This is a genomic window from Streptomyces collinus Tu 365 (genome assembly GCF_000444875.1).
GTDB classification, from domain to species: domain Bacteria; phylum Actinomycetota; class Actinomycetes; order Streptomycetales; family Streptomycetaceae; genus Streptomyces; species Streptomyces collinus_A.
Map to the genome: position 1 here is coordinate 2138449 of NC_021985.1, position 17921 is coordinate 2156369.

Below are 17921 nucleotides of genomic sequence, written 5' to 3' on the forward strand. Positions count from 1 at the left end.
GCTGTCCTCGTCGGGACAGCGGCTGCCGGGATGCGGACCGTCGCTCAGAGCGCGAGGCGCTGGCCGGGCACGATCACGTCCGGGTCGCCGCCGATGACCGACCTGTTGGCCGCGTAGATCCGCTGCCAGGTGGTCCCGTGCCGGGCGGCGATGATGCTCAGGGTGTCGCCCTCGCGGACGGTGTAGGCGCCGCGCGAGGCGCCGCGGTTGACGTGGGTGCTCGACCGTTCGGGCGCCTTCGACGGGGCGGACTTCGTCGTCACGCCCGTCTTGGCGGCGGCCCCGGAGGCGGCCCCGGGAGCGGCTCCCGAGGCGCCGGCCCGGCCCGAGCAGACCGGCCAGGCGCCCCAGCCCTGGGCCTGCTGGACCTTGGTGGCGACGGCGATCTGCGCGCCCCTGGAGGCCTGGTCGGCCGTCGCGGCGTAGGCGGAGCCGCCGTACGCGCGCCAGGTGCCGGCGGAGAACTGGAGCCCGCCGTAGTAGCCGTTGCCGGTGTTGATGTGCCAGTTGCCGCCGCTCTCGCACTGGGCGATGCGGTCCCACACTCCGCCGTCCGCCGCCGCGGCGTTGCCGGTCGCGGCCAGCAGGCCCAGCGGGGCCAGCAGCGCCGCCCCGGTGAGGGCGGCCGTCGTACGGCCCTTGCGGGCGCCGTCCTGACGAGCGGTGGTACGGCTGGTATCGGCACACTCGGACATGTAGATCCCTCTCCCACGAACCCGGGGTCCCCCGGACGGGACACGGTTCCCCGCGCATGGCCGCGGTGTTCCGTGCCCGCCCCGTCCGCCGCGACCGGTGCCGGTCGTGCTCTGTCCGGTGCCGGCCGGCGGACGTACCCGAGCGGTGCTGTCTGCACACGGCGGAGGAATGTAGGGAGTGCGGGCGGTCGATATCAACCAACTCCTCGTCATTCCAGGCCAGTTCGCCGTTACCGCAGGTATCGTCGATTTTCGGCCAGCCGGTTCATACTCTTATTTCCTGATTATTCGACCACCAGCTGAGGCGATCTGTGACCCACTTCACCCGTTCAAGTTCCTTGACTTCGCGTTGAGTTGACGGTGAGTGGCCAATTCCGTACCTCAGGTGACCCTGTGCGGTGGATGGTTCGATTCCGTCGGGCCCGGGGCGTGACCCCCACCACAGGACGCCCGTTGTCTTCTTCATGAGCCCGGAACCCCGGGGCTCAGGGGCCGGGAGCCACCCGGCCGACCCCGCACCGCATCCCGAGGGAGCCACCGTGCCGCGCATGCTCGACGTGAGTGACGCCGTACGCGCCGAGATCGGCGACGAAGAAGCCGACCGGCTGCTCGCCGGAGAGAACGCCCCGGGCAGTTACGACTGCACGTCCTGCCGCACCCCGGGCGACTCCGAGCAGGAGCGCACCAGCACCGTTCTGTTCGTCGGTGACGAGACCGCCGTCCTCGCGTTCGCCCACGCCGGGTGCCTGCCCTCCCAGGTCGTCCAGGTCACCGAGGAGCAGCTGCAGGGCGCCGTACGCTCCATCGGCGGCACCGGCGGCGACCTGGCCACGGGCGGCACGCCGCAGCGGCCCGTGCCCGAGCAGGCCGTACTCGGCGTGACCAGCGGACTCGTGCTGGTCGAGGGCGAGCTGCACCCCGCGCTGGTGGTCGAGCCGACGGCGCCGATCGTGCGACCCGGCTCCACCGGGGTGGGCGACGACTTCCTCCCGCTCCTCATCGAGCAGGGCTTCATGCCGGTGACCGAGCTGGTGTCCGTGCCGCCGGTGCTGCACGGCTGGTCGGTGCTGCTCGCCGTCGGCCAGCTGCACGCGGTGCTGCAGCCGGGCCCGGGCGGCGGCCAGCCCGTGGCCTGGTGGCAGGCGCACCAGCCGCTGCAGGTCACGGACAGCTGGCGGGCCGCCGCCAACAAGCACCAGCAGGTGCTGATGTTCGCGGCCCCGGTGGGCTCCATCGGGCGCCAGCCCCGTGAGGACCTGCTGCGCGAGGCCCTGGACAGGGCGGCGGCCAACGGCAAGCTGGTCGCGGCGGCGCTGCCGCTCGCGGGCACCTGAGCACCGGCCGGGACGCAGGTGGCGCCGGAAACCCGGCGCCACCCTCCCAAAAGCCGCGCATCGGCCGCATCCCTTACGGGCTGCCGTCGTTTGGACATACGTGCACGCATACGACACCCCTCCTCCCCGCCGGTCCCCCTACTCCTCCATCCCGTCCGCACGGGCGGGCCAGGAGCCGGTCGGCAGCGCGTCCGCAACGCCGATCTACGACTCCCTCTACGCGGAGTGGGTCAGGACCTTCCGCACGCTGCCGGGTGACCGCAGCGGCGAGGAGGAGCTGGGGTTCAGTGCCTTCGGGATCGCCCCGCACAGCACCGGCTCGTACCGGGCCAACTACAGCGCCTACAGCGCGGGGGCGTACAGCGCCCGGCAGGGCAGCGGCCAGCAGCAGGCGCAGTGGCAGCGGATCGGCACCCTGGGGCGGTCCCAGGAGACCGGGATGCACCATGTCCCGGCGGCGCTGCCGCCCGGTCCGCGCCGGGGCGCGTGACCCGCGGGACGTGACGTACGGCGAAGGGCGGCCCCCACACCGGGGGGCCGCCCTTCGCCGTCGTGCCGCCGGCGCCTGGGGCGCCGGCGGTCTCCTCCTGCTACTTCTTCTTCGTGCCGCGCTTCTCGCGCACCCGCACCGAGATGTGGATCGGGGTGCCCTCGAAGCCGAACTCCTCGCGCAGCCGGCGCTCGATGAAGCGCCGGTAGCCCGCCTCGATGAAGCCGGAGGCGAACAGGACGAACCGCGGGGGCTTGGTGCCGGCCTGGGTGCCGAACAGGATGCGCGGCTGCTTGCCGCCACGGACCGGGTGCGGGTGGGCCGAGACCAGCTCGCCGAGGAAGGCGTTCAGCCGGCCGGTGGGGACACGGGTCTCCCAGCCGTCGAGGGCGGTCTCGATCGCCGGGACCAGCTTCTCCATGTGCCGGCCGGTGCGGGCCGAGACGTTGACCCGGGGCGCCCAGGCGACCTGGCCCAGCTCGGTCTCGATCTCCCGCTCCAGGTAGTAGCGGCGCTCCTCGTCGAGGGTGTCCCACTTGTTGAAGGCGAGGACGATCGCGCGGCCCGCTTCCACGGCCATGGTGACGATGCGCTGGTCCTGGACCGAGATGTTCTCGGACGCGTCGATCAGGATGACGGCCAGCTCGGCCTTCTCGACGGCGGCCGCGGTGCGCAGCGAGGCGTAGTAGTCGGCGCCCTGCTGGAGGTGGACGCGCTTGCGGATGCCCGCCGTGTCGACGAACTTCCAGGTCACGCCGCCCAGTTCGATCAGCTCGTCGACCGGGTCGCGGGTGGTGCCCGCCATCTCGTTGACGACGACGCGCTCCTCGCCGGCCACCTTGTTCAGCAGCGAGGACTTGCCGACGTTCGGGCGGCCGATGAGCGCGATGCGGCGCGGGCCGCCGACGGCGGTGCCGAAGCTCTGCTCGGGCGCCTCGGGGAGCGCCTCGAGGACGGCGTCCAGCATGTCGCCGGTGCCGCGGCCGTGCAGCGCGGAGACCGGGTGCGGCTCGCCGAGGCCCAGGCTCCACAGATAGGAGGCGTCGGCCTCGCCGCTCGGGCCGTCGACCTTGTTGGCGCACAGCACGACCGGCTTGCCGGCCTTGCGCAGCAGCCGGACGACGGCCTCGTCGGTGTCGGTGGCGCCGACCTTGGCGTCCACGACGAAGACGACCGCGTCGGCCGCCTCGATCGCGTACTCGGCCTGGGCGGCCACGGAGGCGTCGATGCCGAGGACGTCCTGCTCCCAGCCGCCGGTGTCGACGACCTTGAAGCGGCGGCCCGCCCACTCGGCCTCGTAGGTGACGCGGTCGCGGGTGACGCCGGGCTTGTCCTCCACGACGGCCTCGCGCCGGCCGATGATCCGGTTGACGAGCGTCGACTTGCCGACGTTCGGCCGGCCGACGACGGCGAGGACCGGGAGCGGTCCGTGGCCGGCCGCCTCGATGGCGCCCTCGACGTCCTGGAGGTCGAAGCCCTCCTCCGCGGCGAGCTCCATGAACTCCGCGTACTCGGCGTCGCCGAGCGCCCCGTGCTCGTACTCGTGCTCGGCCGAGCCTTCGGGCTGGATGTGGTCGCTCATGAAGTCCGTACCTCGTCGTTCATCGTGGTGATCGGTGGAACGACCCTTTTGGGCTGATCCACTACTCAAGTGTCGCCTAGCGCCCGGTCAGGCGCCTGGCGTTTTCCAGGTGGCTGGTGAGCTGCTTCTGGATGCGCTCGGTCGCCTCGTCCAGCGCCCGGCGGGTGCGCCGCCCACTGCCGTCGCCCGCCTCGAACGGGTCGCCGAAGACGACGTCGACGCGGGAGCGCAGCGGGGGCAGCCCCTTGACCATCCGTCCCGGCCGGTCGGAGCTTCCGAGGACGGCCACGGGCACGATCGGCGCCCCGCTGCGGACCGCGAAGTAGGCGAGACCGGCCCGCAGGGAGGCGAAGTCGCCCTCGCCCCGGGTGCCCTCGGGGAAGATGCCGAGCACTCCCCCGTTCTCCAGAACGCCGAGCGCCTGGCCGATGGCCGCGCGGTCCGCGGACGCGCGGTCCACCTTCAGCTGGCCGATCCCGCTCAGGAAGGCGCCCAGCGGGCCGACGAACGCCTCCTTCTTGATCAGGAAGTGCGTCGGCCGGGGGGCCACGCCCATCACCATCGGTCCGTCGATGTTGTGGGAGTGGTTCACGGCGAGGATCGCCGGACCGGTGGCGGGCATCCGCCAGGCGCCCAGCACACGCGGCTTCCACAGCCCGAACATCAGCCCGACGCCGATGCGCCGGCCGACCTCGGCACCCCGCTCCGTGGGCGGGGACGGAAGGCTCACTTCCCGGCTCGCTTCTCCTCGACCAGGGTGACGACGCACTCGATGACCTGGGCGAGGGTGAGTTCGGTGGTGTCCACCTCGACCGCGTCGTCCGCCTTGGCGAGCGGCGAGGTCTTGCGGCTGGAGTCGGCCGCGTCCCGCTTGATCAGGGCCTCGCGGGTGGCCTGGACGTCGGCGCCCTTCAGCTCACCGCTGCGGCGGGCCGCGCGGGCCTCGGCGGAGGCGGTGAGGAAGATCTTCAGGTCGGCGTCGGGCAGCACGGTCGTGCCGATGTCCCGGCCCTCGACCACGATGCCCCGCTCGGCGCCGGAGGCCAGCGAGCGCTGCAGCTCGGTGATCCTCGAGCGCACCTCGGGCACCGCGCTGACCGCGCTGACCTTGGAGGTGACCTCCTGGGTGCGGATCGGGCCGGCCACGTCGACGCCGTCGACCGTGATGGCCGGGGCGGCCGGATCGGTGCCGGAGACGATCTCCGGCTTGCCGGCGACGGCCGCGATCGCGGTGGGGTCCTCCAGGTCGATGCCGTTGGAGACCATCCACCAGGTGATCGCCCGGTACTGGGCACCGGTGTCCAGGTAGCTCAGGCCGAGCTGCGCGGCCACGGCCTTCGACGTGCTCGACTTGCCCGTGCCGGAGGGACCGTCGATCGCGACGATGACGGGCTTGGCGGTCGGGGCGCCGTTTTCCACGGGGGGACACCTTCCTGGTGCGGTGCGGGGAGCGGGGAGCGAGAGCGCCCCGCACAAGGTTACTGGGTACGGGTCACTCGTCCGGACGCACGCGTGCCGGACGGGTGCGGGGCGCGGTGCCGCGGGCGGTCCTGCCGTCCTGCCGCCGGTCCCACCGGCAGTCCCACCGGCGGTCCTACTGGCGCAGCGCCCAGCCGCGCTCACGCAGCGCGGCCGTCAGGACGGGCACCGCCTTCGGCTCGACCATGAGCTGGACGAGACCCGCCTGCTGTCCCGTCGCGTGCTCGATGCGCACGTCCTCGACGTTGACCCCGGCCTGTCCGGCGTCGGCGAAGATCCTGGCCAGCTGTCCGGGCTGGTCGTCGATGAGCACGGCCACGACCTCGTAGACCCGCGGCGCGGACCCGTGCTTCCCGGGTACCCGCACCTGCCCCGCGTTCCCGCGCCGCAGCACGTCCTCGATGCCGGCGCTGCCCTCGCGCCGCTTGGCCTCGTCGGAGGACTGCAGGGCGCGCAGCGCGCGCACGGTGTCGTCCAGGTCGGTGGAGACGTCCGCGAGGAGGTCGGCGACCGGGCCGGGGTTGGCGGAGAGGATGTCGATCCACATCCGGGGGTCGGAGGCGGCGATCCGGGTGACGTCCCGGATGCCCTGTCCGCACAGCCGTACGGCGGCCTCCTCGGCGTTCTCCAGGCGGGCGGCGACCAGGCTGGAGACCAGGTGGGGCATGTGCGAGACGAGGGCGACGGCCCGGTCGTGGGCGTCGGCGTCCATGACCACGGGGACCGCGCGGCAGTGCGAGACCAGTTCCAGGGCGAGGTTCAGGACCTCGGTGTCGGTGTCGCGGGTCGGGGTGAGCACCCAGGGGCGCCCCTCGAACAGGTCGGCCGTCGCGGCGAGCGGCCCCGACTTCTCCCGGCCGGACATCGGGTGGGTGCCGATGTACGACGACAGGTCGAGGCCGCGCGCCTCCAGCTCCCGGCGCGGTCCGCCCTTGACGCTGGCCACGTCGACGTAGCCGCGCGCCAGGCCCCGGCCCATGGCGTCCGCGAGGACGGCGGCCACGTGGGCGGGCGGGGCGGCGACGAGCGCCAGGTCCACCGGGCCCGCGGGGGCCTCGTCGGTGCCGGCGCCGAGCGCGGCGGCGGTGCGGGCCTGCTCGGGGTCGTGGTCGGCGAGGTGCACGACGACGCCCCGCTGGGTGAGGGCGAGCGCGGCGGAGGTGCCGATGAGTCCGGTGCCGAGGACGAGTGCGGTCCTCACCGGGCGACGTCCTCGCGCCGGGCGGCCACCCGCTCGTCCCTGTGTCCGGTCTCGTCCGGGTCCCGCTGGACGGCCCCCCGGACCGCTCGTACCGCCACGGCGCTGCTCCTCGCTGACATGCGTACCGACTCTCTGCCCGTCCAGCGTAGTCAGCCCCGGCCGGCCGGACGCGCGGCGCCCGCCGGGTGAGACGGGGCCCGATCCGGTGACGGCCGGTCCGGTGTTCCGGCGCCCCGGGGGCCTTCGATGCGAAGATGACCGGGTTTGGCGCATTCGCCGCCTCTGTCCTCTCGGTCTTCCCCTTCGGAGTGGCACATGACCAACAGCACCACGCGGCGCACGGTTCTCGCGACGGGCGTGGCGACGCTCGCCGCCGGGTGCGGCGGGAACCAGGGCGGTTCCGCGCCCGGCACCGAGAAGCTGGCCGGGACCGGCGAGATCCCGGTGGGCGGCGGCAAGGTGTTCAAGGAGCAGAAGGTGGTCGTCACCCAGCCGGCCAAGGGCGACTTCAAGGCCTTCTCGGCGATCTGCACCCACATGGGCTGCACGGTGGACAAGGTGGCGAACGGCACCATCGACTGCCCCTGTCACGGCAGCAGGTTCGAGATCGGCGACGGATCGGTGGCGCACGGCCCGGCGACCAAGCCGCTGCCCCCGCGGACGATCACGGTGAAGGGAAATTCGATCCACCTGGCGTGAGCGGCCCGCGTACGCTCCCGGCATGCGGCCCCAGACCCCCGAAGAGCACCCGGACCCGCAGGACCTGGTGCGGGAGCACACGATCTACTCCTGCGTCATGGGGTCACGCGCCTTCGGCCTGGCCACGGAGACCAGCGACACCGACCGCAGAGGCGTCTTCCTCGCCCCCACTCCGCTGTTCTGGCGCTTCCACAAGCCGCCGACCCATGTGGAGGGGCCGGGCGAGGAGCGGTTCTCCTGGGAGCTCGAGCGGTTCTGCGAGCTGGCGCTGCGCGGCAACCCGAACGTCCTGGAGTGCCTGCACTCGCCGCTGGTCGAGCACGTGGACGACACGGGCCGTGAGCTGCTGGCGCTGCGCGGCGCCTTCCTGTCCCGGCAGGTCCACGGCACCTTCACCCGCTACGCCCTCGGCCAGCGCCGCAAGCTCGACGCCGACGTCCGGACGACGGGCGCCCCGCGCTGGAAGCACGCGATGCACCTGCTGCGCCTGCTGCAAAGCGCCCGCGACCTGCTGCGCACCGGCGAGCTGCGGCTCGACGTCGGCGACCGGCGCGAGCCGCTGCTCGCGGTGAAGCGGGGCGAGGTGCCGTGGGCCGAGGTGGACGCGCGCATGGTCCGGCTCGCCGCCGAGACCGACGAGGCCCTGCGGCACACCCCGCTGCCACCGGAGCCGGACCACGCGCGCGTGGCCGGCTTCCTGCACCGGGTCCGGCGTGCCTCAGCCTGCGCGCCTGACCCGTACCAGGAAGTCGTGCAGGGCGTCGTGGGCGGTGGGCGCGTCGGGCAGCGCTGAGGCGGCCTGCGCCGCGTCGAGCGTGGCGTGCAGCCGCTCCACGTCGGCCGCCACGCGCGCGTGGTCGACGTCGGCGCCGCCGTGCTCGCGCTCCGCCTTGGCGGCGATCAGCTCCGGCAGGTAGCCGGGCGCGTCCACCTGTTCCAGGAGGGTGGGCAGATGGGCCTGGACCTCGCCGCTGCGCATCAGGTGGATGCCGGTGAGCAGCACGCGGAAGGTGTAGAGCAGCGGCTTGAGTTCGCCGGTCTTCTCGAACAGCCGCCACTGGGTGACCGCGAAGCCGCGGTAGTGGTGGGCGTGGTGGCCGGTGAGCACGCCGGGGACGAGGGCGGTCAGCTCCCGGTGCTCCTCCGTGGTGTGCGCGACCAGGGGCGAGAGCAGCTGCTCCAGCACGTAGCCGTTGCGCCGGAGCATCAGCCGGACGAACTTGCGCACGTCGTGGGTCACGAGGTCCATCTCGACGCCGAACCGCACCCACGCCAGGGACCGGGTCTCCTCCGGCTCCCGCAGCCCCACCAGGTCGGCCACCGGCAGCAGGTGGGCCCCGCGCAGGTCCAGGTCGGAGTCCTGGGACGGAAAGCCGTACAGGTGCGCCCCGGAGACCGTCGCGAACAGCAGGGGGTGGGGCTGCTCGGCGATCACGGGCGTCAGGTCCATGTCGAGGTCGTCGATCATGGACCCAAGCGTCCCAGAGCGCCGCCGGGGCCGACAGGTCGGCCCCGGCACTCGATCGCACAAGCCCCTCAGCGCGCCCTGGAGCCCCGTTTGCGGCATACGCCGACGGCCGGTCCCGGGGGCCCGGGACCGGCCGTCAGAACGCCGTGCAGGCGCCTCTCGGAGGTCGTGCTCCTAGAGGTCGACCTCCTTCATGAGCATCCCGACCTCGGTGTTGCTCAGGCGGCGCAGCCAGCCCGACTTCTGGTCGCCCAGGGTGATCGGGCCGAAGGCGGTGCGCACCAGCTTGTCGACCGGGAAGCCGGCCTCGGCGAGCATGCGCCGCACGATGTGCTTGCGGCCCTCGTGCAGGGTCACCTCGACCAGGTAGTTCTTGCCGGTCTGCTCGACCACCCGGAAGTGGTCGGCGCGCGCGTAGCCGTCCTCCAGCTGGATGCCGTCCTTCAGGCGCTTGCCGAGGTCGCGCGGGATCGGGCCGACGATGTGCGCGAGGTAGGTCTTCTTCACGCCGTACTTGGGGTGCGTGAGGCGGTGCGCCAGCTCGCCGTGGTTGGTGAGCAGGATGACGCCCTCGGTCTCGGTGTCGAGCCGGCCGACGTGGAAGAGACGGGTCTCGCGGTTGGTGACGTAGTCACCGAGGCACTGGCGCCCCTCCGGGTCCTCCATGGTGGAGACGACACCGGCGGGCTTGTTGAGCGAGAAGAACTGGTACGACTGCGTCGCGACCGTCAGGCCGTCGACCTTGACCTCGTCCTTCTCCGGGTCCACGCGGCGGCCCTGCTCCAGGACGATCTCGCCGTTGATCTCGACCCGGGCCTGTTCGATCAGCTCCTCGCAGGCGCGCCGGGAGCCGTAGCCCGCGCGCGCGAGGACCTTCTGCAGCCGCTCGCCCTCCTGCTCGGCGCCCGGGAACGTCTTGGGCAGCCTGACGTCCTTCTTGTCCGCGTACCGCTCGCGGTTGCGCTCCTCCGCCCGCGTCTCGTACTCGCGCGAGCGGGCCGGCGCCGAGCGGTCGCGCCCGGTGCCCTGGCCCTGCCGGGGGCCGCCCTTGGCGCCGCCGCGCGCCGAGGCGCCCCGACCGGACTTCGGGCCGGCCTGGGTGGCGCCGGGACCGACGTCGTAGCGCCGCTCCTCCGGACGCGGCTTCTTCGGCCGGCCGCCCTGGTTGTCGTCTCGGGAGTTGCCGGCGCCGCGGTAGTTACCGCGACCGCCACCGCTCCCGCCGCGGCCGCCGCTGTTGCCACCACGGCTCCCGCCGTTGTTTCCGCTGCTGTTCCTGCCGCTGCTGCTTCGCATCAAAGTTCCGTCTTGTCGTCTGCGTCCTCGGAATCCGGGGCGTCCGGATCGAACGACGGTACGCCCTCCTGGGTCTCGGCCTCGATCGCCTCCGCCTCCGGGAGGAAGGGCGCGAGCTCCGGGAGCTCGTCCAGGCCGCGCAGGCCCATCCGCTCCAGGAAGTAGTTCGTCGTCCTGTACAGGATCGCACCTGTTTCGGGTTCCGCGCCCGCCTCCTCGACGAGACCCCGCTGGAGCAGGGTCCGCATCACGCCGTCGCAGTTGACCCCGCGCACGGCGGACACGCGGCTGCGGCTGACCGGCTGGCGGTAGGCGACGACGGCCAGGGTCTCCAGCGCGGCCTGGGTGAGGCGGGCCGTCTGGCCGTCCAGCACGAGCCGTTCGACGGCGGGCGCGTACGCGGCGCGGCTGTAGAACCGCCAGCCGCCCGCGACGAAGCGCAGCTCGAAGCCGCGGCCCTGCACGGTGTAGTCGTCGGCCAGCTCCCGCAGGGCGTCGGCGATCTGCCGCCTGGGCCGCTCCAGGATCCGGGCCAGGTGCTCCTCGGTCGCGGGCTCGTCGACCACCATGAGGACCGCTTCGAGGGCGGGCTTGAGGTCCAGGCCGGCGACGGCACCCGGGCCCGGGGCGGAATGGGTCTCGCTCATGCCTTCTCCTCCTCGGGCGCATCGGGCGCATCGGGCACCTCGGGTGGCCGGTCGAACTCGTCGGTGACCCTCGGGGCCGCCTCCCCGTCGCCGCCGGTCCAGCGCACCAGCAGCTCGCCGAGCGCGGCCTCCTGCTCCAGGGAGACGGCCTTCTCCCGGTACAGCTCCAGCAGCGCGAGGAAGCGGGCGACGACGGTGAGGGTGTCGTCGGTGTCCTCGACCAGGATCCGGAAGCTGGCCTCGCCCAGTTCCTTCAGCCGGGCGACCACGATCCCCGCCTGCTCCTGGACGCTGACCAGCGGGGCGTGGATGTGGTCCACGTAGACCTGCGGCTTCGGCCTGGGCTGCATGGCCTTGACGGCGAGCTGCGCGAAGCCCTCGGGGCCGATGCTGATGACGACCTCGGGCAGCAGCTCGGCGTGCTCGGGTTCGAGGCCGACGGTACGGGGGTAGCGGCGGGCCTCCTCGTCCAGGCGCCGGTTGAAGATGTCGGCGATCTGCTTGTAGGCCCGGTACTGCAGCAGCCGCGCGAACAGCAGGTCGCGGGCCTCCAGCAGGGCGAGGTCGGCCTCGTCCTCGACCTCGGCGGTGGGCAGCAGTCGCGCCGCCTTCAGGTCCAGCAGCGTGGCGGCCACGACCAGGAACTCGGTCGTCTGGTCCAGGTCCCAGTCCGGCCCCATGGCCCGGATGTGCGCCATGAACTCGTCGGTCACCTTCGACAGCGCGACCTCGGTGACGTCCAGCTTGTGCTTGGAGATCAACTGAAGCAGCAGGTCGAACGGCCCCTCGAAGTTGGCCAGCCGAACCTTGAACACCCCGTCGACGGCCTCGGGAGCGGCGTCCTGCGCGGCCGCGTTCGCGGGGCCCGGCGCGGACGGGCCGGCGGGTGCCGTGCCCGCCGCGGGTGCGGCCGCGGGCGTGGCCCCGGACGCGGGCGATGCCGCGGAGGCCCCCGGAGCGGCCGCGGCCGCGGCCGCGGGCTCCCGGCTCGACGCAGGCGTACCCACCGGCTCCCGGCTCGCGGCGGGGGCGTCCCCAGACTCCGGGCCAGGCACGGGCTCGTGCACGGCCCCCGGACCGGATGCTGCCGCCTCAGCGGGCCCCCGACCCACTACGGGCGCGTCCGCAGGGGCCAGGTACGGCGCGGGCGCGGGCGCGGTTCGGTGGCCCGACTCGGTGGCTTCTCCGGGACCCTGCGCCGGCGCGGGCGCGGTCTCCGGTTCGCCGCCCGGCTCGGGCGTGTCCTCGGGGATCCGGGTGGGCTCGGCTGGGGCGGGGGCCGGAGGGTGGTCGCTCCGCGGTGCGGGCTCGTGTCCGGTGGGGTCCTGCGGGTCCCCGGGCGGGGGCGTGGTGCCCGGTCCTCGGCCCAGGGCGCGCCTGCGGCCGGCGCCTGGGCCGGGGGCGGGTGCGTCGTTCGAGGTCATGGCCGTCGCAGGCTACCGCCTGACGGCCGCCGGGCCGACTACCGACCCCGCAGCCGCCGGACCAGGATGCTGGCGTCCCCTCGGGACTCCAGATCGGCGAGGACCACCGCGACCGCCTCGCGGACGATCCGGCCGCGGTCGACGGCGAGCCCGTGCTCGCCCCTCAGCACCAGGCGCGCGTGCTCGAGGTCCATGAGCTCCTCGGCCGAGACGTACACCGTGATCTTCTCGTCGTGCCGCTCGCGCCCGCTGGGCCGCCGGGCCGCCGCCCGGCCCCGCTTGCGGGGCTGCTGGGCAGCGGCGGCGGAAGAACCTTCCTGCCCCGCCTGGCGCCGGGCCGGCCGGGTCCGGGACTCGCCCGTGTCCGCCGGTTCCGCCTCCGCCGCCACATGCTCCGCGCCCTCGCCGTCACCGCCCCGCACGGGCACCGACGGCGGCGCGTCCTCCGCGGCCGCCACGTCGTCGCTCTCCCCGGCGGGAGCCGGCACCCGGGCCTCACCGCCCGCCCCGCGCCGGGGCGTGGACGGCTGGAGCGCCATCCCCCCTGTCGTACGGAAGAGTTCGTCGGCCCCCGGCAGACTCACTCGGCGTGACACCGGGCGAGCACCTCCCTGGCGAGCTGGCGGTAGGCGGCGGCACCCACGGAGTTGGAGGCGTACGTGGTGATCGGCTCACCGGCGACCGTGGTCTCCGGGAAGCGGACGGTGCGCCCGATGACCGTGTGGTAGACGTGGTCGTCGAACGCCTCGACGACACGCGCGAGCACCTCACGGCTGTGCACGGTGCGCGAGTCGTACATCGTGGCGAGGATGCCGTCCAGTTCCAGCTCGGGGTTGAGCCGCTCCTGGACCTTCTCGATCGTCTCGGTCAGCAGAGCCACACCGCGCAGCGCGAAGAACTCGCACTCCAGCGGCACGATCACCTTGTGCGCGGCCGTCAGCGCGTTGACGGTGAGCAGGCCGAGCGAGGGCTGGCAGTCGATGACGATGTAGTCGTAGTCGTCCATCAGGGGCTTCAGGGCCCGCTGCAGCGTCGACTCGCGGGCGACCTCGGAGACCAGCTGGACCTCGGCGGCCGACAGGTCGATGTTGGAGGGCAGCAGGTCCATGTTGGGGACCGCGGTCTTCAGCAGGACCTCGTCGGCCGACATGCCCCGCTCCATGAGCAGGTTGTAGACCGTGAGGTCGAGCTCCATCGGGTTGACACCGAGACCCACCGACAGCGCGCCCTGCGGATCGAAGTCCACGAGCAGCACGCGCCGGCCGTACTCCGCGAGCGCGGCACCCAGGTTGATGGTCGACGTCGTCTTGCCGACGCCGCCCTTCTGGTTGCACATCGCGATGATCTTCGCGGGGCCGTGGTCGGTCAGCGGGCCCGGGATCGGGAAGTACGGCAGCGGGCGCCCGGTCGGGCCGACGCGCTCACGGCGCTGGCGGGCCGCGTCGGGCGCGAGCGTGGCCGCGTACTCCGGATCGGGCTCGTACTCGGCGTCGGGGTCGTAGAAGTGCCCCTCGGGCAGTTCGTCGTAGTCGGCGAAGTGGTTGTGGGGCGCGCCACTTCCGTCGCCGGCCATGGCGTTCACGTGATGGCCATCCATGCTCTGGTGTGCTGTCCGGACCGTCTTCGGCCCGGGACTCTGGTGGGCTGCGAAGGTGCGCACTGCGACGGAGCCGACAGCCTCGAATCCCGCGGAGCCCTGGCCCCGTACAGGCATTCCTGGTTGACCACCCCCGGGAGAAAATGTCGACTCATTCACAAGTCGTCTTACCTCCTTGGTGACCAGGAAACTTCTAGACAAGGTCAGCGTGGCACCATGCCGACGGTTGGCGACTCTATGGCGTGTCGGCGGTCCGCAGCAACACAATCCGCCGGACCCGGCAGGATGTGTCGGCAATGAAACATCCCGCTGTCAAGGGCGTAAGGCCGTCGCACAGCAGGTTTCACCGGTGTGCGAATCGGTCGAAGGGTTACGTTCGAGGCGAGTTGACCGAGAGCCGCAAAGTGACCATACACACATCCGGCCGGACCTTGTCGGGCAAGGTCCGGCCGGGTGTGTGTCGTTGACGAACCGTGTTGACGAATCGCCTTTTGGCTGCCGGTGACTTAGCGACTCACCAGGCAGGACGGCTCAGCCGAGCAGCGACTCGAGCTCCACGTGCTCCAGGCCGTGGGCCTCGGCGACCTCCTTGTAAACGACCTTGCCGTCATGGGTGTTGAGACCCTTGGCGAGGGCGGGGTCGCGGCGCAGCGCCTCGACCCAGCCGTTGTTGGCGACGGAGACGATGTACGGCAGCGTCGCGTTGGTGAGGGCGTTGGTGGAGGTGTTGGGCACACCGCCGGGCATGTTGGCCACGCAGTAGAAGACCGAGTTGTGGACCACGAAGGTCGGCTCGGCGTGCGTGGTGGGACGGGAGTCCTCGAAGCAGCCGCCCTGGTCGATCGCGATGTCGACAAGGACACTTCCGGGCTTCATGCGGGCCACCATCTCGTTGGTGACCAGCTTCGGGGCCTTGGCGCCCGGGATGAGGACCGCGCCGATGACGAGGTCGGCGTCGAGGACGGCCTTCTCCAGCTCGAAGGAGTTGGACATGATCGCCTTGACCTTCGAACCGAAGATCTTGTCGGCCTCGCGCAGCTTGTTGATGTCGCGGTCGAGCAGGGTCACGTCGAAGCCCATGCCGACGGCGATCTGGGTGGCGTTCCAGCCGGAGACACCGCCACCGATGACGACGGCCTTGGCCGGGGTCACGCCCGGGACGCCGCCCGGCAGCACGCCGCGGCCGCCGGCCGCGCGCATCAGGTGGTAGGCGCCGACCTGCGGGGCCAGCCGGCCCGCGACCTCGGACATCGGGGCGAGCAGCGGCAGCGCGCGGTTCGGCAGCTCGACGGTCTCGTAGGCGATGGCCGTGGTGCCGGACTCGATGAGCGCGTCCGTGCACTCCCTGGAGGCGGCCAGGTGCAGGTAGGTGAAGAGGATCTGGTCCTTGCGGAGGCGGTGGTACTCCTCCGCGATGGGCTCCTTGACCTTCAGCACCAGGTCGGCGGCGGCCCACACCTCGTCGGCGGTGTCGAGGATCCCGGCACCTGCGGAGACGTACTCCTCGTCCGTGATGGAGGAGCCGAGGCCGGCGCCCCGCTCGACGACGACCTGGTGGCCGTTGCGCACCAGCTCGTGCACACCGGCGGGGGTGATGGCCACCCGGAACTCGTTGTTCTTGACCTCGCGGGGGATGCCGACCTTCACGTCGATCACGGTCCTTGGCTCAGAGGGTATGGGGGTGCATTACAGACGTACCCAGACATGCGGCGGCATACCGGGAGACACCGCCGGAGAACGAGCGGCAGAGCCAGTTTAATGAAGGTGTTCCGGCTGTCTAGCCTTTCATTGCATCAATCTTCTTCGGATGCGGTACGGATTTCGCAGGCCGTAGCGTCCTGTTCCGGGCTGGAGTCGTCCTCCGGACCTTCCTCACCCAGCATGCGCTCGGCCGCCGCCCGGTGCAGGTGGGCGGATGTGGGGTCGCCGAGCCGGTCCAGGGTGTCGGCCAGCCGGAGCTGCAGCGCGGCCTGCAACCGGACGTCCTCGGCACGCCGCGCCCACTCCACCGCCTCCTGGCAGGTCCGCAGTGATTCGGTGGGCCGGCCCGCGTACTCCTGCACCCGGGCCACCTCGCTCAACGCCCTTGCGTGCCCGGCCACATCGCCGTTCTTGCGGTACCCGGCGGCGGCCGCCCGCCAGTTCCTGAGCGCCTCGCCGTAGCGGCCCGCGTAGGTGTGCGCGGTGGCGATGCGGCCGTAGAGCCGGGCGGCCTCCGGGCGCTCGCCCCGGGCCAGCCGTTCGGCGAGCGCCCGGCCGAACCAGTCGGCGGCCCGGTCGTAGTCCCCCAGCTCCTGGTGCGCGCCTCCTACGGATTCCATCGCGCGGCCGGTCGCGTACGGGTCGTTCGCCTCGCGTCCGGCGTCCAGCGCGGCCCGGTAGCGGGCCAGCGCGGCCCGGGTGCGGCCGGTCTGGGCGTCCAGATCGCCCAGGTTCAGCAGGGCGGCGGCCTTCTCCCGGTGCAGTCCGCGCCGCTCGGCGACGTCCAGGACCAGACCGTGCACCCCGTACAGGTCGGCCGCGGCCGCCTGGGTGCCGACGTGCGCGGCCATGGCCCTGACCAGCTGGGACATCAGCCTGCGCGCGAGGGTGTCCAGCTCCCCGTCGGCCACGGCCAGGCGGACGGCGGCCAGCAGGGCGGGCCTGCGGACCCGGAGCCAGTCGGCGGCCGCGCGGGGCGTGGGGAAGCGCAGCGCCCGGGGCATCTCCTGGAGCTTCTCCCGGGCCTGCGGGCTGTCCGTCTCGGTGATCAGCCGGCACGACTGCAGCAGCCGTACGGTCCGCTCCAGCATCCGGGCGGTGGCGAGCTGCAGCTCCGCCGGGCGCTCCAGGCTCGCGGCGAGGGAGCGCATCAGGGGGTGCAGGCAGCCGGGGACCTCGTACTCGGGCAGCGGGGAGTCGACCGCGCGCAGCAGGCCGAGGGCGACGAAGTCGTCCAGGGCCGCGCGCGCGGAACCCACCGAGCAGCCGGCCAGGGCCGAGGCGGTGTGCGGGTCGACGAGGCCGGCCGGGGCGAGGTGGAGCAGGCGCAGCGTCCGGGCGGCCTGGCCGGGGAGCTGGTCGTGCACGAGCCGGAAGATCCGGGCCAGCGGGCCGGCGTCGGCGCCGTCCTCCCGGTCGGCGTGCATCCGTTTGGCGAGGTCGGAGACGGCCGCCTGGGGCCGGGAGGCGAGCCAGCCGCCGGCCAGGGTGAGCGCGGCGGGCCGGCCCTGGCAGGCCTCCGCCAGGCTCTCGGCGGAGCGCGGGTCGACGGTGATGCGGACGGAGCCGGTGTGGCGGGTGAGGAGTTCCACCGCGGACTTGGTGTCGAGGCCGCCCAGGGTGCAGGGGCGGACGTCCGTGATGCCGGTGAGCGGCCCGCCGGAGACGGCGACCGCGAGGCAGTCGGGGGCGTCCGGCAGCAGCGCGTCGACCTGTTCGGCGCCGGCCGCGTCGTCCAGCAGGAGCAGGGCCCGCCGGCCGGCGAGCGCGGCGCGCAGCGCCTCGGTCAAGTCGTCCTCCGCGGCCCCGGCGGGGGCCCGCACGCCCAGGGCGGCGAGCAGTTCGCGTGCGGTGTGCTCGACGGGTACGGGGGTGCCGTCGGGCTCGCTGAGCCGGGCCCGCAGCACTCCGTCGGGGTAACGCTCGGCTACCTGCCGGGCGAGTTCCGCGGCGAGCGCGGTCCGGCCGGAGCCGGGTGAGCCCGCGATCAGGAGCACGCGCGCGCGGGGTGCCTTGCGGCCGGACAGGGTGTCCAGGCCCGCGCGCTCGATGTCGGCGCGCAGCTCCTTCAACTCCCGCGTGCGGCCGAGGAAATGGTCCTCCGCGGGCCCGGGCGCGGACAGCCGCGCTCCGTCCGTGTCCACCGCCTGATCCGCCACGGGCCACACTCCCGTCCCACCGCACGCGCAACCCCGCCGGGTCTTCCCGGTACGGGCGTTTCCAGAGCCTAGTTCACGCTCTGCGACGTTCCGGGAGGAGCGCGGCGGGCAGGTCGCCCGATCGGATCAGGCGATGGTCACACCAACGG

17 protein-coding genes are annotated in these 17921 nt (G+C 72.9%); 4 read left to right on the forward strand and 13 right to left on the reverse strand.

Annotated features, from left to right (window positions below):
• Positions 1-44: 44 nt before the first annotated feature.
• Positions 45-695, reverse strand: coding sequence for a transglycosylase family protein (locus B446_RS09055; RefSeq protein ID WP_020939122.1), 651 nt, complete (start codon positions 693-695; stop codon positions 45-47).
• A gap of 539 nt (positions 696-1234) precedes the next feature.
• Here B446_RS09055 and B446_RS09060 point away from each other — a divergent pair.
• Both B446_RS09060 and B446_RS09065 read left to right on the forward strand, forming a co-directional pair.
• Complete coding sequence (locus B446_RS09060) at positions 1235-2029, forward strand: hypothetical protein (RefSeq protein ID WP_020939123.1); 795 nt, start codon at positions 1235-1237, stop codon at positions 2027-2029.
• A 100-nt stretch (positions 2030-2129) separates the two neighbouring features.
• Complete coding sequence (locus B446_RS09065; RefSeq protein ID WP_020939124.1) at positions 2130-2519, forward strand: hypothetical protein; 390 nt, start codon at positions 2130-2132, stop codon at positions 2517-2519.
• A gap of 100 nt (positions 2520-2619) precedes the next feature.
• Here B446_RS09065 and der read toward each other — a convergent pair whose 3' ends face one another.
• From der to B446_RS09085, 4 genes are all read right to left on the reverse strand, one after another.
• Complete coding sequence (gene der, locus B446_RS09070; protein ID WP_020939125.1) at positions 2620-4101, reverse strand: ribosome biogenesis GTPase Der; 1482 nt, start codon at positions 4099-4101, stop codon at positions 2620-2622.
• 76 nt (positions 4102-4177) lie between these two features.
• The gene (locus tag B446_RS09075) at positions 4178-4765 is read right to left on the reverse strand and encodes a lysophospholipid acyltransferase family protein (RefSeq protein WP_052352259.1); all 588 of its coding nucleotides are present in this window, start codon (positions 4763-4765) and stop codon (positions 4178-4180) included.
• Between the two features lie 62 nt (positions 4766-4827).
• The gene (gene cmk, locus B446_RS09080) at positions 4828-5520 is read right to left on the reverse strand and encodes a (d)CMP kinase (protein ID WP_020939127.1); all 693 of its coding nucleotides are present in this window, start codon (positions 5518-5520) and stop codon (positions 4828-4830) included.
• Positions 5521-5695: 175 nt separating this feature from the next.
• Entirely contained in the window at positions 5696-6781 is a 1086-nt protein-coding gene (locus tag B446_RS09085) for a prephenate dehydrogenase (RefSeq protein ID WP_020939128.1), read from the reverse strand.
• A gap of 315 nt (positions 6782-7096) precedes the next feature.
• Here B446_RS09085 and B446_RS09090 point away from each other — a divergent pair, with 315 nt between their 5' ends.
• Positions 7097-7480 carry a Rieske (2Fe-2S) protein gene (locus B446_RS09090; protein ID WP_020939129.1) on the forward strand — a complete coding sequence of 128 codons (384 nt, stop codon included), beginning with the start codon at positions 7097-7099 and terminating at the stop codon, positions 7478-7480.
• 22 nt (positions 7481-7502) lie between these two features.
• Positions 7503-8273: a DNA polymerase beta superfamily protein gene (locus tag B446_RS09095; protein WP_020939130.1), complete on the forward strand. Its 771-nt coding sequence runs from the start codon at positions 7503-7505 to the stop codon at positions 8271-8273.
• Here the strand turns inward: B446_RS09095 and B446_RS09100 are convergent.
• The 8 genes from B446_RS09100 to B446_RS09135 all read right to left on the reverse strand — a co-directional run bounded on the left by B446_RS09100 (position 8199) and on the right by B446_RS09135 (position 17772).
• Complete coding sequence (locus tag B446_RS09100) at positions 8199-8948, reverse strand: DNA polymerase beta superfamily protein (RefSeq protein ID WP_020939131.1); 750 nt, start codon at positions 8946-8948, stop codon at positions 8199-8201. The two genes, B446_RS09095 and B446_RS09100, sit on opposite strands and share 75 nt — an antisense overlap.
• 174 nt (positions 8949-9122) lie before the next feature.
• The gene (locus B446_RS09105; protein WP_020939132.1) at positions 9123-10244 is read right to left on the reverse strand and encodes a pseudouridine synthase; all 1122 of its coding nucleotides are present in this window, start codon (positions 10242-10244) and stop codon (positions 9123-9125) included.
• Positions 10244-10891 (reverse strand): SMC-Scp complex subunit ScpB, encoded by a 648-nt coding sequence (gene scpB / locus B446_RS09110; RefSeq protein ID WP_020939133.1) that lies wholly within the window; start codon positions 10889-10891, stop codon positions 10244-10246. The genes B446_RS09105 and scpB overlap by 1 nt, the downstream gene beginning before the upstream one ends.
• Positions 10888-11946 (reverse strand): segregation and condensation protein A, encoded by a 1059-nt coding sequence (locus tag B446_RS09115; RefSeq protein ID WP_419184170.1) that lies wholly within the window; start codon positions 11944-11946, stop codon positions 10888-10890. The genes scpB and B446_RS09115 overlap by 4 nt, the downstream gene beginning before the upstream one ends.
• Before the next feature lie 407 nt (positions 11947-12353).
• Positions 12354-12911 carry a hypothetical protein gene (locus tag B446_RS09120; protein ID WP_043475138.1) on the reverse strand — a complete coding sequence of 186 codons (558 nt, stop codon included), beginning with the start codon at positions 12909-12911 and terminating at the stop codon, positions 12354-12356.
• The gene (locus B446_RS09125) at positions 12896-14029 is read right to left on the reverse strand and encodes a ParA family protein (protein WP_078614667.1); all 1134 of its coding nucleotides are present in this window, start codon (positions 14027-14029) and stop codon (positions 12896-12898) included. The genes B446_RS09120 and B446_RS09125 overlap by 16 nt, the downstream gene beginning before the upstream one ends.
• 414 nt (positions 14030-14443) lie before the next feature.
• Positions 14444-15559 (reverse strand): alanine dehydrogenase, encoded by a 1116-nt coding sequence (gene ald, locus B446_RS09130; RefSeq protein ID WP_020939136.1) that lies wholly within the window; start codon positions 15557-15559, stop codon positions 14444-14446.
• Positions 15560-15705: 146 nt separating this feature from the next.
• Positions 15706-17772 carry a tetratricopeptide repeat protein gene (locus B446_RS09135; RefSeq protein WP_020939137.1) on the reverse strand — a complete coding sequence of 689 codons (2067 nt, stop codon included), beginning with the start codon at positions 17770-17772 and terminating at the stop codon, positions 15706-15708.
• Positions 17773-17921 lie beyond the last annotated feature (149 nt).

Bases quoted from the DNA above. Each gene is read 5' to 3' on its own strand.
- B446_RS09100 (WP_020939131.1), bottom strand. From the start codon at position 8,948: ATGATCGACGACCTCGACATGGACCTGACGCCCGTGATCGCCGAGCAG.
- B446_RS09125 (WP_078614667.1), bottom strand. From the start codon at position 14,029: ATGCCTGTACGGGGCCAGGGCTCCGCGGGATTCGAGGCTGTCGGCTCC.
- B446_RS09090 (WP_020939129.1), top strand. From the start codon at position 7,097: ATGACCAACAGCACCACGCGGCGCACGGTTCTCGCGACGGGCGTGGCG.
- B446_RS09105 (WP_020939132.1), bottom strand. From the start codon at position 10,244: ATGCGAAGCAGCAGCGGCAGGAACAGCAGCGGAAACAACGGCGGGAGC.
- scpB (WP_020939133.1), bottom strand. From the start codon at position 10,891: ATGAGCGAGACCCATTCCGCCCCGGGCCCGGGTGCCGTCGCCGGCCTG.
- B446_RS09055 (WP_020939122.1), bottom strand. From the start codon at position 695: ATGTCCGAGTGTGCCGATACCAGCCGTACCACCGCTCGTCAGGACGGC.
- B446_RS09095 (WP_020939130.1), top strand. From the start codon at position 7,503: ATGCGGCCCCAGACCCCCGAAGAGCACCCGGACCCGCAGGACCTGGTG.
- B446_RS09075 (WP_052352259.1), bottom strand. From the start codon at position 4,765: ATGTTCGGGCTGTGGAAGCCGCGTGTGCTGGGCGCCTGGCGGATGCCC.
- der (WP_020939125.1), bottom strand. From the start codon at position 4,101: ATGAGCGACCACATCCAGCCCGAAGGCTCGGCCGAGCACGAGTACGAG.